This is a genomic window from Enterobacter sp. UCD-UG_FMILLET, assembly GCF_000762975.1.
GTDB lineage: Bacteria > Pseudomonadota > Gammaproteobacteria > Enterobacterales > Enterobacteriaceae > Enterobacter > Enterobacter dykesii.
The window spans coordinates 1-12,577 of record NZ_JRJC01000026.1 but is presented as its reverse complement, the minus strand read 5'-3'; the positions used below and the strand labels follow the sequence as shown (position 1 = coordinate 12,577).

13 protein-coding genes, 1 rRNA gene and 1 riboswitch are annotated in these 12,577 nt (G+C 57.4%); of the genes, 7 read left to right on the top strand and 7 right to left on the bottom strand.

The window, feature by feature from the left end; translation table 11 throughout:
* The 5 genes from thiS to LA04_RS11895 form a co-directional block, all read right to left on the bottom strand.
* Positions 1–201: a sulfur carrier protein ThiS gene (thiS, locus tag LA04_RS11915; RefSeq protein WP_032644502.1), complete on the bottom strand. Its 201-nt coding sequence runs from the start codon at positions 199–201 to the stop codon at positions 1–3.
* Positions 185–940, bottom strand: coding sequence for a HesA/MoeB/ThiF family protein (locus LA04_RS11910; RefSeq protein ID WP_047651716.1), 756 nt, complete (start codon positions 938–940; stop codon positions 185–187). The genes thiS and LA04_RS11910 overlap by 17 nt, the downstream gene beginning before the upstream one ends.
* Positions 927–1,568, bottom strand: coding sequence for a thiamine phosphate synthase (thiE, locus tag LA04_RS11905; protein WP_047651715.1), 642 nt, complete (start codon positions 1,566–1,568; stop codon positions 927–929). Before thiE ends, LA04_RS11910 begins: the two co-directional genes overlap by 14 nt.
* On the bottom strand, positions 1,568–3,463 hold the full coding sequence (thiC, locus tag LA04_RS11900) for a phosphomethylpyrimidine synthase ThiC (protein WP_047651714.1): 1,896 nt from the start codon (positions 3,461–3,463) through the stop codon (positions 1,568–1,570). Before thiC ends, thiE begins: the two co-directional genes overlap by 1 nt.
* Positions 3,464–3,541: 78 nt before the next feature.
* A riboswitch (TPP riboswitch) is annotated at positions 3,542–3,653 on the bottom strand.
* A 54-nt stretch (positions 3,654–3,707) separates the two neighbouring features.
* A complete protein-coding gene (locus tag LA04_RS11895; protein ID WP_032662962.1) occupies positions 3,708–4,205 on the bottom strand; it encodes an Rsd/AlgQ family anti-sigma factor in 498 nt (165 codons plus the stop codon).
* Between the two features lie 95 nt (positions 4,206–4,300).
* Here LA04_RS11895 and nudC point away from each other — a divergent pair, with 95 nt between their 5' ends.
* The 6 genes from nudC (at position 4,301) to LA04_RS11865 (ending at position 8,653) form a co-directional block, all read left to right on the top strand.
* A complete protein-coding gene (gene nudC / locus LA04_RS11890) occupies positions 4,301–5,074 on the top strand; it encodes an NAD(+) diphosphatase (RefSeq protein WP_045357738.1) in 774 nt (257 codons plus the stop codon).
* 38 nt (positions 5,075–5,112) lie between these two features.
* The gene (gene hemE / locus LA04_RS11885; RefSeq protein WP_029742041.1) at positions 5,113–6,177 is read left to right on the top strand and encodes a uroporphyrinogen decarboxylase; all 1,065 of its coding nucleotides are present in this window, start codon (positions 5,113–5,115) and stop codon (positions 6,175–6,177) included.
* Between the two features lie 9 nt (positions 6,178–6,186).
* Positions 6,187–6,858 carry a deoxyribonuclease V gene (nfi, locus tag LA04_RS11880; RefSeq protein ID WP_023309979.1) on the top strand — a complete coding sequence of 224 codons (672 nt, stop codon included), beginning with the start codon at positions 6,187–6,189 and terminating at the stop codon, positions 6,856–6,858.
* Between the two features lie 41 nt (positions 6,859–6,899).
* Positions 6,900–7,490: a YjaG family protein gene (locus LA04_RS11875; protein WP_023309980.1), complete on the top strand. Its 591-nt coding sequence runs from the start codon at positions 6,900–6,902 to the stop codon at positions 7,488–7,490.
* Between the two features lie 186 nt (positions 7,491–7,676).
* Positions 7,677–7,949, top strand: coding sequence for a nucleoid-associated protein HU-alpha (hupA, locus tag LA04_RS11870; RefSeq protein WP_002445246.1), 273 nt, complete (start codon positions 7,677–7,679; stop codon positions 7,947–7,949).
* A gap of 11 nt (positions 7,950–7,960) precedes the next feature.
* Complete coding sequence (locus tag LA04_RS11865; protein ID WP_047651713.1) at positions 7,961–8,653, top strand: DUF1481 domain-containing protein; 693 nt, start codon at positions 7,961–7,963, stop codon at positions 8,651–8,653.
* Between the two features lie 47 nt (positions 8,654–8,700).
* Here LA04_RS11865 and purD read toward each other — a convergent pair whose 3' ends face one another.
* Positions 8,701–9,993, bottom strand: coding sequence for a phosphoribosylamine--glycine ligase (gene purD / locus LA04_RS11860; RefSeq protein WP_047651712.1), 1,293 nt, complete (start codon positions 9,991–9,993; stop codon positions 8,701–8,703).
* A gap of 15 nt (positions 9,994–10,008) precedes the next feature.
* Positions 10,009–11,598, bottom strand: coding sequence for a bifunctional phosphoribosylaminoimidazolecarboxamide formyltransferase/IMP cyclohydrolase (purH, locus tag LA04_RS11855; RefSeq protein WP_047651710.1), 1,590 nt, complete (start codon positions 11,596–11,598; stop codon positions 10,009–10,011).
* Between the two features lie 810 nt (positions 11,599–12,408).
* On the opposite strand from purH, the gene LA04_RS11850 reads away from it, so the two are divergent.
* Positions 12,409–12,577 (top strand): 16S ribosomal RNA (locus LA04_RS11850); the annotation flags it as partial.

Below are 12,577 nucleotides of genomic sequence, written 5' to 3'. Positions count from 1 at the left end.
TCAGCCCCCTGCGATAACCTGAAACAGCAGGATCTGGTCGCCTTCATTGACCTGCTGATGTTCCCACTGCTCGCGCGGCAGGATCTGTTGATTGAGCGCCAGCGCCGTTCCCGGCTTGAGCTGACGCAGCTTGTCGAGCAGTGCGGCAACGGTAAGCCCGTCGTCGCATCTCATCGGCTCATCGTTAAACAGAATGCGCATCGCGGCCTCCGCATACCGGGCAGCGGCTGGCGCGGCGTAACGCCAGCTGGCGCCAGCCGCTGGAGCGGGCATCAAATAGCCGTAGCGTATTGCGTTCCGTCTCCATGCCGCTGAGCAGCTTGATGGCCTCCAGCGCCTGCATGGTGCCCATCACGCCGACCACCGGACCAAGAATGCCCGCGGTACGGCAGTTGCGCGTCGGCTCGGCATCGTCCGGCCACAGGCAGCGATAGCAGCCCTGCGACCACGGCGGGGTCAGGACCATCATCTGCCCGCCGAACCCCACCGCGCTGGCGGTGATAAGCGGCGTATGATTTGCCACGCAGGCGGCGTTGATCGCCTGGCGCGTCGCCATGTTGTCGGTACAGTCCAGCACCACGTCGGCAAGGGCGACCTCACGGCTGAGGTTGTCACCGCTGAGCCGTTCCTGCAGGGCAATCAGCGCGATATCCGGGTTGAGCTGGTTCAGGCGCTGCCGGGTGATTTGCGCTTTCGGCTGGTTGATATCCTCGGTGGTAAAGAGGATTTGCCGCTGCAGGTTGCTGAGGTGAACCTCGTCGTCGTCGGCCAGCACCAGCGTACCGATACCTGCGCCAGCCAGGTAAAGCGCGGCGGGCGCGCCTAATCCACCCAGACCGACAATCAGCACCCGGCTGGCGAGCAGTTTTTGCTGGCCGTCAATGGCGATATCCTCCAGCAGGATCTGACGGCTGTAGCGCATAAAGTCACGATCGTTCATCGCCCGCTCCTGCCAGCTTTAAAAGCTGTTCGGTGGCGGACCGCCAGTCTGCGGCCTGGCTGATGGCGCTGACGACGGCGATGCTGCCGACGCCGGTCTCCAGCACCGCCTGGGCACGTTCAAGGCTGATTCCGCCGATGGCGACGGTGGGGTAATCGGCAAGGCGTTTAACGTGACTCGCCAGCTGCGTCAGCCCCTGCGGTGCGGAGGGCATCTGCTTGGTTTGCGTCGGGAAGACGTGACCGAGCGCGATGTAAGACGGACGGGCCGCCAGGGCCACGTCGATCTCCATGTCATCGTGTGTTGAAACGCCAAGACGCAGTCCGGCTTCGCGGATAGCGCTCAGATCCGTTGTTTCCAGGTCCTCCTGACCCAGATGCACGCCGTACGCCCGGTGCTTAACGGCCAGCCGCCAGTAATCGTTGATAAACAGGCGGGCGTTATGCCGACGCCCCAGCTCAATGGCGGCAACCACATCGGCTTCCACCTCCTCATCGCGCTTATCCTTGATGCGCAGCTGAATTGTGCGAACGCCTGCCTCCAGCAGTCGCTCTATCCACGCCACGCTGTCCACCACCGGATAGAGCCCTAAACGGTAGGGGACGGGCGGGAAATCGGGCTGGTACATTACGCCTCCTCTTTTTTGAGGTAGATTTCGCCGCCTCTGGCGCGGAAGGTTTCGGACATGTCCGCCATCCCCACTTCAATGGTTTGCGCGGCGGCGTAGTCGCGCACCTCCTGGCTGATTTTCATCGAGCAGAATTTTGGCCCGCACATGGAGCAGAAGTGCGCGACTTTGCCCGATTCCTGCGGCAGGGTCTCGTCGTGATAGGCGCGGGCGGTGAACGGGTCCAGCGCCAGGTTGAACTGGTCTTCCCAGCGGAATTCAAAGCGCGCCTTCGACATGGCGTTATCGCGGATTTGCGCGCCCGGATGGCCTTTGGCCAGATCCGCCGCGTGGGCGGCAATTTTGTAGGTAATCAGCCCCTGCTTCACGTCCTCTTTGTTTGGCAGGCCGAGGTGCTCTTTCGGCGTCACGTAGCAGAGCATGGCGCAGCCGAACCAGCCGATCATCGCCGCCCCAATCCCTGACGTGAAGTGGTCGTAGCCTGGCGCAATATCGGTGGTCAACGGGCCCAGGGTGTAGAACGGCGCTTCGTGGCAGTGCTCCAGTTCTTCGGTCATGTTGCGACGAATCATCTGCATCGGCACGTGTCCCGGACCTTCAATCATCACCTGCACGTCATACTCCCAGGCGATTTTGGTCAGTTCGCCCAGCGTGTGCAGTTCGGCAAACTGCGCTTCGTCGTTCGCGTCGCGAATAGAGCCCGGACGCAGGCCGTCGCCCAGCGACAGAGAGACATCATACGCGGCGCAGATTTCGCAGATCTCGCGGAAGTGTTCGTAGAGGAAGTTTTCCTGGTGATGGGACAGGCACCACTTCGCCATGATAGAACCGCCGCGCGAGACGATGCCGGTCAGACGCTTCGCGGTCATCGGCACGTAGCGCAGCAGCACGCCCGCGTGAATGGTGAAGTAGTCCACGCCCTGCTCGGCCTGCTCCAGCAGCGTGTCGCGGAACGCTTCCCAGGTAAGGTCTTCGGCGATGCCGTTGACCTTCTCCAGCGCCTGATAAATCGGGACGGTGCCAATCGGTACCGGGCTGTTACGCAGGATCCATTCGCGGGTTTCGTGAATATAACGGCCAGTGGAGAGATCCATTACCGTGTCCGCACCCCAGCGCGTGGACCAGACCAGCTTCTCCACCTCTTCTTCGATGGAGGAGGTGACGGCCGAGTTACCGATGTTAGCGTTGACCTTCACCAGGAAGTTGCGGCCGATAATCATCGGCTCGGATTCCGGGTGGTTGATGTTGGCAGGGATAATCGCGCGGCCTGCGGCCACTTCGTCACGCACAAACTCCGGCGTGATGTTCTCCGGCAGACGAGCGCCAAAGCCTTCACCCGGATGCTGATAGCGCAGCACTTCGCTACGGATGCGCTCGCGACCCATGTTTTCGCGGATGGCGATGAACTCCATTTCCGGCGTGACGATACCCCGGCGCGCGTAGTGCAACTGGGTCACGCATTTGCCCGCCTTAGCGCGTTTTGGCGTCAGCAGGCCGGTAAAGCGCAGCTCGTCCAGACCGTCGTCGGCCAGGCGCTCTTTGGTGTACGCAGAGCTGCGCACGCTCAGCTCTTCGCAGTCGTTACGCGCGTCAATCCAGGGCTGGCGCAGCTTCGCCAGACCCTGCTGGACGTTGATAGTAACAGAGGGATCGCCATACGGACCGGAGGTGTCATACACCGGCACGGCTTCGTTGTCTTCATACTGCGGGTTATCTTTGCTGCCGCCGATAAGCGTCGGGCTAAGCTGAATTTCGCGCATTGGGACGCGGATATCGGCCTGCGAGCCGGAAATGTAGATGCGTTTCGAGTTCGGGAAAGCGCTGCCTTCCAGCGTGTCGATGAAGTGTTGGGCCTGTGCGCGCTGTTCGCGGCGGGTCAGTTTTACAGTAGACATAGCTCATTCCAAAAGTGAAGGACATGGCTTGTCAGACGACGGATGAAGCAAGAGAGGATCGCCCGGGGGCGATTCAACAGCAGTGTGACTCTTGTTCCCTTCGCAGGTATTAGCCTGATCAGGTTCCGCGGATCCCGAATTAACGGTCTCAGCCCGCGCTTTCAGGCGCTGGGCACTCCGACAAGAAAAATCCCCCTCGTGAGAGGGGCGAATGGTTGTAAATTACTCGTTAACGGTGAAGAACTCAAGCAGGGCGCGCGACGTTCTCTTCGTTACTGATGTTCAAATCATTATCCAGCACGAGGGCGATCAGCTTATCTTCCAGCGTGAATCGCTCTTCCAGCGCTTCACCGAGGTCAGATAGCGCCTGCTGAAACTCAAGATAATTATCGTGGTCGATAGCGTTCTCGAGCGCGGAATCATAGTAATCCATGATCTGCTGGGTGTTGGCTTCCAGAAGTGGATAGAGCTTGCTGGCCGCTAAATACGGCGTTGTCCCTTCCATTTCGCGGATAATGCGTTCATAAATATTGAAATGGCCGTCGGACAGATAGTCGACCAGGCCCTGACAAAAATCATCCAGCGCTTTTTCATTCAGTCGCATAAACGATTCTTTGCCAGGCTTAATACCGACCAGATTGTAATAAGCCACGAGTAGATGCTTGCGCACATGTAGCCAGCGATCCACCAGTTTGTTACTTCCTCTAACGCGCTCAGTCAGGCTTTGCAGCTGGTTTAACATGGTCGACTCCGCAAAATGTAGGATTGAATCTGCTTATCCAGAATGTAACCACAATGCTAACAACATGTCAGTGAAGCGAAGGTAGTGCAATAGATATGGATCGTATTATTGAAAAATCAGATCTTGGTTGGTGGATCGTCAGTCACGAACAAAAATTATGGCTTCCTGCCGGAGAAATTCCCTACGGTGCAGCTGAGGCGTTCGATCTTGTTGGCCAGCCAGCGCTACAGATCGGCGAGTGGCAGGGTGAGCCGGTGTGGTTGATCCAACAGCCCCGCCGGCAGGATATGGGATCGGTGCGCCAGGTGCTGGATCTGGACGTGGGGCTGTTCCAGCTGGCGGGGCGGGGCGTGCAGCTGGCTGAGTTTTACCGCTCGCATAAATACTGCGGCTACTGCGGCCATACCATGCGCCCGAGCAAAACCGAGTGGGCGATGCTCTGCAGCCACTGCCGCGAACGCTACTATCCGCAGATCGCGCCGTGCATTATCGTCGCTATCCGCCGGGAGGATTCCATCCTGCTGGCGCAGCATACCCGCCATCGCAACGGCATTCACACCGTGCTGGCCGGCTTCGTCGAGGTGGGCGAAACGCTGGAGCAGGCGGTGGCGCGCGAGGTGATGGAGGAGAGTGGGATCAAAGTGAAGAACCTGCGCTACGTTACCTCCCAGCCGTGGCCATTCCCGCAGTCGCTGATGACGGCATTTATGGCCGAATACGACAGCGGCGAGATCGTTATCGACCAGAAAGAGCTGCTGGACGCGAACTGGTATCGCTACGACGATTTACCGCTGTTACCTCCGCCGGGCACCGTGGCGCGTCGGCTGATAGAAGATACCGTGGCAATGTGTCGGGCCGAGTATGAGTAGTGTTACACTGAGGCCATGACGCTTAAGGAACTGCAAAAATGACCGAACTGAAGAACGATCGTTATCTGCGTGCGCTGCTGCGCCAGCCCGTTGATGTCACCCCGGTGTGGATGATGCGCCAGGCGGGACGCTATCTGCCAGAGTACAAAGCCACGCGCGCGCAGGCGGGCGATTTTATGTCGCTGTGCAAAAACGCCGAGCTGGCCTGTGAAGTGACGCTCCAGCCGCTGCGCCGCTTCCCGCTGGATGCGGCGATCCTCTTCTCGGATATTCTGACCATTCCGGATGCAATGGGCCTTGGCCTGTACTTCGAAACCGGTGAAGGTCCGCGTTTCACCTCCCCAATCAAAAGCAAAGCCGACGTGGATAAGCTGCCGATCCCCGATCCGGAAGGCGAGCTGGGCTACGTGATGAACGCCGTGCGCACCATTCGCCGCGAGCTGAAAGGTGAAGTGCCGCTGATTGGCTTCTCCGGCAGCCCGTGGACGCTGGCGACCTATATGGTGGAAGGGGGCAGCAGCAAAGCCTTCACCATGATTAAAAAGATGATGTACGCCGAGCCGCTGGCCCTGCACGCGCTGCTCGACAAGCTGGCGAAGAGCGTCACCCTCTACCTGAACGCGCAGATTAAAGCCGGTGCGCAGTCGGTGATGATTTTCGATACCTGGGGCGGCGTACTGACCGGGCGCGATTATCAGCAGTTCTCCCTGTACTACATGCACAAAATCGTTGATGGCCTGCTGCGTGAAAACGAAGGTCGCCGCGTGCCGGTGACGCTGTTCACCAAAGGCGGCGGCCAGTGGCTGGAAGCGATGGCGGCAACCGGCTGCGATGCGCTGGGCCTCGACTGGACCACCGATATCGCCGATGCGCGCCGCCGCGTGGGCGACAAAGTGGCGCTGCAGGGCAATATGGACCCGTCCATGCTCTATGCGCCGCCAGCCCGTATTGAAGAAGAAGTGTCGACTATACTGTCTGGTTTCGGCCAGGGTGAAGGCCACGTCTTTAACCTCGGCCACGGCATTCATCAGGATGTACCGCCAGAACACGCAGGCGTATTTGTGGAGGCGGTGCATCGGCTTTCTGCCCAGTATCACAAGTAAGGAGTGATTATGGATCTCGCGTCGCTACGCGCTCAGCAAATCGAACTGGCCTCATCGGTGATCCGCGAGGATCGTCTGGATAAAGATCCTCCGCAGTACATTGGCGGAGCAGACGTCGGATTCGAGCAGGGTGGGGAAGTGACGCGAGCGGCGATGGTGGTACTGAAATACCCTTCGCTTGAGCTGGTGGAGTACAAGGTAGCGCGTATCGCGACCACCATGCCGTACATTCCGGGCTTTCTCTCCTTCCGCGAATATCCCGCGCTGCTGGCAGCGTGGGAGCAACTCTCGCAAAAACCTGACCTGCTGTTTGTCGATGGACACGGTATCTCACACCCGCGCCGTTTAGGCGTTGCCAGCCACTTTGGGCTGCTGGTGGATGTGCCGACCATTGGCGTCGCCAAGAAACGCCTGTGCGGCGCGTTTGAACCTCTTTCTGCCGAGCCGGGCGCGCTGGCGCCGCTTATCCATAAAGGTGAGCAGCTGGCGTGGGTCTGGCGCAGCAAGGCGCGCTGTAACCCGCTCTTTATCGCCACCGGGCACCGGGTAAGCATGGACAGTGCCCTGGCGTGGGTGCAGCGCTGCATGAAGGGTTACCGCTTGCCGGAGCCGACGCGCTGGGCAGACGCGGTGGCCTCTTCGCGTCCGGCTTTTGTTCGTTGGCAGGAAATTCAGCGATGATTCAGGTAAACTGCGCCTAATTTTCGATTCGAGAGATCATCATGCTACAAAACCCGATTCACCTGCGCCTTGAGAAACTTGAAAGCTGGCAGCACGTGACGTTTATGGCTTGCCTGTGCGAGCGCATGTATCCCAACTATGCCGCGTTCTGTAAGGAGACGGGCTTTGGTGATGGCCATATCTACCGCCGCATTCTGGATCTGATCTGGGAAACGCTGACGGTGAAAGACGCGAAGGTGAACTTCGACTCCCAGCTGGAAAAGCTGGAAGAGGCGATTCCGGCTGCGGATGATTTTGACCTGTACGGTGTCTATCCGGCGATTGATGCCTGCGTGGCGTTAAGCGAACTGCTCCACTCCCGCCTGAGCGGTGAAACGCTGGAGCACGCTATTGAAGTCAGTAAGGCGTCTATTACGACCGTCGCGATGCTGGAAATGACCCAGGAAGGTCGCGAGATGACCGACGAAGAGCTGCGTGCGAACCCGGCGGTTGAGCAAGAATGGGACATTCAGTGGGAAATTTTCCGCCTGCTGGCAGAGTGTGAAGAACGCGATATTGAGCTGATAAAAGGGCTGCGCGCGGACTTACGAGAGGCTGGTGAGAGCAATATTGGTATAATTTTTAACCAATGAGACAAGAAAACTTGAGATAACGCCCGTTTTGTCGCTCCTCGACTCTTCCCTTTCGCCCCTTGTCTGGTCTACATTTGGGGGGCGAAAAAAAGTGGCTATCGGTGCGTGTATGCAGGAGAGTGCTTTTTTGGCATTTTCGTCGCACTCGATGCTTAGCAAGCGATAAACACATTGAAAGGATAACTTATGAACAAGACTCAACTGATTGATGTAATTGCGGACAAGGCTGATCTGTCTAAAGTGCAGGCTAAAGCTGCTCTGGAATCTACCCTGGCTGCTATTACTGAGTCTCTGAAAGAAGGTGATGCTGTACAACTGGTTGGTTTCGGTACCTTCAAAGTGAACCACCGCGCTGAGCGTACTGGCCGCAACCCGCAGACCGGTAAAGAAATCAAAATCGCCGCAGCTAACGTGCCGGCATTTGTTTCTGGTAAAGCACTGAAAGACGCTGTTAAGTAAGACGCGTGGCAGTGAACAGTTTTAGCGAAGGGGCGGCAACGCCCCTTTTGTCTTTCTGGCGTGGAACGCTCGCGCTGGCAGGCATGCTGCTGCTGTCAGCCTGCAGCCACGACACCTCCCTGCCGCCGTTTACCGCCAGCGGCTACGCGGACAACCAGGGCGCGGTCAGGATCTGGCGCAAAGATTCCGGCGATGAAGTGCACCTGCTTTCTGCCTTCAGCCCGTGGCATAACGGCAATACGTCGACGGCGGAATATCGCTGGCAGGGAGATGACCTGTCGCTGATTGAACTGAACGTCTACAGCAAGACCCCCGAACACGTGAAAGTGCGTTTTGACGACCATGGCGAGCTGAGCTTTATGCAGCGCGAAGTCAGCGGTCAAAAACAGCAGCTTTCCAGCGATCAAATCGCTCTTTACCGTTATCGTGCCGAACAAATCCGACAGACCAGCGATGCGCTTCGTCTGGGACGCGTTGTGCTGCGTCAGGGGCGCTGGCATGCCGATGGGACGGTGACAACCTGCGAAGGACAGACGGTCAAGCCTGAGCTTGAATCCTGGGCAACCGAACACATTCAACGCCGTCAGCGTCATTCATCAATGGAAGTGAGTGTGGCGTGGCTGGAAGCGCCGGAAGGCTCTCAGCTGCTGCTGGTGGCGAACGAAGACTTCTGCACCTGGCAGCCGACGGAAAAAAGTTTTTGATTTAAATCCCCTCTCCCTTGAGGGAGAGGGTTAGGATGAGGGGGAAATTACTCTCCCTGCTCGCGCGCAATCGCGCGATAACCGATATCCTGACGGCTAAAGCTGCCGTTCCAGTGAATATCCGCCATCAGCGCGTAGGCGCGTTTCTGCGCTTCGGCCACGGTATGGCCCAGCGCGGTTGCGCACAGCACGCGTCCGCCGTTGGTAAGGACGCGATCGTCTTCAGCCAGCTTCGTACCCGCATGGAACACCTTCGCACCGTCAATCTCTTCCAGCGGCAGGCCGTGGATTTCATCTCCGGTGTTGTAATTGCCCGGATAGCCGCCAGCAGCAATCACCACGCCCAGAGACGCACGCTCGTCCCACTCTGAGGTTTTCTCGTCGAGCTTGCCTTCGCAGGCTGCCAGACACAGTTCCACCAGATCGGATTTCATGCGCAGCATGATGGGCTGCGTTTCCGGATCGCCAAAGCGGCAGTTGAATTCGATGACCTTAGGGTTACCCTGCTTGTCGATCATCAGACCCGCATAGAGGAAACCGGTGTAGGTGTTGCCTTCCGCCGCCATCCCTTTCACGGTCGGCCAGATGACGCGATCCATGGTGCGCTGGTGGACTTCGTCAGTCACTACCGGAGCGGGGGAGTAAGCGCCCATTCCGCCAGTATTCGGGCCGGTATCGCCATTGCCTACGCGCTTGTGGTCCTGGCTGGTGGCCATCGGCAGAACGTGCTCGCCGTCGACCATCACGATAAAGCTGGCCTCTTCACCGTCGAGGAACTCTTCGATCACGATGCGGTGGCCCGCATCGCCAAAGGCGTTGCCCGCCAGCATATCCTGAACCGCGGCTTCTGCTTCTTCGAGGGTCATCGCGACGATAACGCCTTTACCTGCGGCCAGACCGTCGGCCTTGATGACAATCGGCGCGCCTTTTTCACGCAGGTAGGCCAGGGCTGGCTCCACTTCGGTGAAGTTCTGATATTCCGCCGTCGGGATGTTATGACGCGCGAGGAAATCTTTGGTGAAGGCTTTGGAGCCTTCCAGCTGCGCGGCCCCTTGCGTAGGCCCGAAGATTGTCAGACCCGCCGCGCGGAACGCATCCACCACGCCAATCACCAGCGGCGCTTCCGGGCCCACAATCGTCAGATCGATTTTCTCGCTCTGGGCAAAGCTCAGCAGCGCAGGAATATCGGTTACGCCAATAGCCACGTTCTGCAGCGCGGGTTCCAGCGCGGTACCGGCGTTGCCCGGCGCTACGAAAACTGTTTTCACCAGCGGAGACTGCGCCGCTTTCCACGCCAGAGCGTGCTCGCGTCCGCCGTTACCAATCACTAATACTTTCATTTTCTGCTCCGGGAATTAATGGCGGAAGTGGCGCATGTCGGTGAAGATCATCGCAATACCGTGTTCGTCAGCGGCGGCAATCACTTCGTCGTCGCGAATTGAGCCGCCTGGCTGGATCACACAGGTGATGCCCACTGCAGCAGCTGCGTCGATACCGTCACGGAACGGGAAGAAGGCGTCAGAAGCCATGGCAGAGCCTTTCACTTCCAGACCTTCATCGCCTGCTTTAATACCCGCGATTTTCGCGGAGTAGACGCGGCTCATCTGGCCTGCGCCTATCCCGATGGTCATGTTCTCTTTGGCGTAGACGATGGCGTTGGATTTAACGAACTTCGCGACCTTCCAGCAGAACAGCGCATCACGCAGTTCCTGTTCGCTCGGCTGGCGTTTGGTTACCACGCGCAGGTCGGCCTCTGTCACCATACCCAGATCGCGGTCCTGAACCAGCAGACCGCCGTTCACGCGCTTGAAGTCCAGGCCTGGTACGCGTTTTGCCCACTGGCCGCAGACCAGCACGCGGACGTTCTGTTTTGCCGCGGTGATTTTCAGCGCTTCTTCAGATGCGGATGGCGCGATGATCACTTCAACGAACTGGCGGGAGATGATGGCCTGTGCGGTTTCAGCATCCAGCTCGCGGTTGAAGGCGATAATGCCGCCGAACGCAGAGGTTGGGTCGGTTTTGTATGCGCGATCGTAGGCATCCAGAATAGAGGTGCTCACGGCAACGCCGCATGGGTTGGCGTGCTTAACGATAACGCAGGCCGGCTCGTTGAACTCTTTCACGCATTCCAGCGCGGCGTCGGTGTCGGCAATGTTGTTATAGGAGAGCGCTTTGCCCTGAACCTGCTGAGCGGTCGCAACAGAGGCTTCTTTTACCTCTTCTTCTATATAGAAGGCGGCCTGCTGGTGGCTGTTCTCACCGTAACGCATGTCCTGCTTCTTAATGAAGTTCAGGTTCAGGGTGCGCGGGAAGCGGCCGGAAGGATCTTTGCTTTCACCGTGGTAAGCCGGCACCAGGCTACCGAAGTAGTTGGCAATCATGCTGTCGTACGCCGCGGTGTGCTCGAAGGCTTTGATTGCGAGGTCGAAACGCGTTTCCAGAGTCAGTGACCCTTCGTTGGCGTCCATCTCGTTAATAATGGTGTTGTAATCGCTGCTCTTCACCACGATAGCCACATCTTTATGGTTCTTGGCCGCGGAGCGCACCATGGTTGGGCCGCCGATATCAATATTCTCTACGGCATCTTCCAGAGAACAGCCTTCGCGGGCTACGGTCTGGGCAAACGGGTAGAGGTTAACGACAACCATGTCGATTGGGGCGATGTCATGCTGTTCCATAATGGCGTCGTCCTGACCGCGACGGCCAAGGATACCGCCGTGCACTTTGGGATGCAGGGTTTTGACGCGTCCATCCATCATTTCCGGGAAACCGGTGTAATCGGACACTTCGGTTACCGGCAGACCTTTATCTGCTAACAGGCGAGCGGTACCGCCTGTAGAAAGCAGCTCCACACCGCGTGCGGAAAGTGCCTGAGCGAATTCGACGATACCGGCTTTATCAGAAACACTGAGCAGAGCGCGGCGGACTGGACGACGTTGTTGCATGGTAAATCCCCTGGATTTCACGATTACAGAGAGCGTTAGATGAATTTTCCTGCGAAAAACTCATCTAACACACCTGACGGGGCATCCTTATTAAGCGCGAGCATTTTAACGAAAACGTTTGCGCAACGCTCGCACATTTTCATTTTTTCGTATCATTGTGGATAAGTCTGTGTGTAAAAAGGTATAAGGCGGGGTTTTGCTGTGGAATGCAGCAGTCAGTCATTTTTCTGACATTTAGCGGTTGCGGCCTGCTGAGAACTCCCTATAATGCGCCTCCATCGACACGGCGGATGTGAATCACTTCACAGACAGCCCGGTCGGTTGAAGAGAAAAAATCCTGAAATAACGGGTTGACTCTGAAAGAGGAAAGCGTAATATACGCCACCTCGCAACGGTGAGCGAAAGCCGCGTTGCAACTGCTCTTTAACAATTTATCAGACAATCTGTGTGGGCACTCAAAGTGACATGGATTCTTAATGTCATTTAGCGGTTGCGGCCTGCTGAGAACTCCCTATAATGCGCCTCCATCGACACGGCGGATGTGAATCACTTCACAGACAGCCCGGTCGGTTGAAGAGAAAAAATCCTGAAATAACGGGTTGACTCTGAAAGAGGAAAGCGTAATATACGCCACCTCGCAACGGTGAGCGAAAGCCGCGTTGCAACTGCTCTTTAACAATTTATCAGACAATCTGTGTGGGCACTCAAAGTGACATGGATTCTTAATGTCTTCGGACAATAAATGAATACCAAGTCTCTGAGTGAACATACGTAATTCATTACGAAGTTTAATTCACGAGCATCAAACTTAAATTGAAGAGTTTGATCATGGCTCAGATTGAACGCTGGCGGCAGGCCTAACACATGCAAGTCGAGCGGTARCACAGGAGAGCTTGCTCTCCGGGTGACGAGCGGCGGACGGGTGAGTAATGTCTGGGAAACTGCCTGATGGAGGGGGATAACTACTGGAAACGGTAGC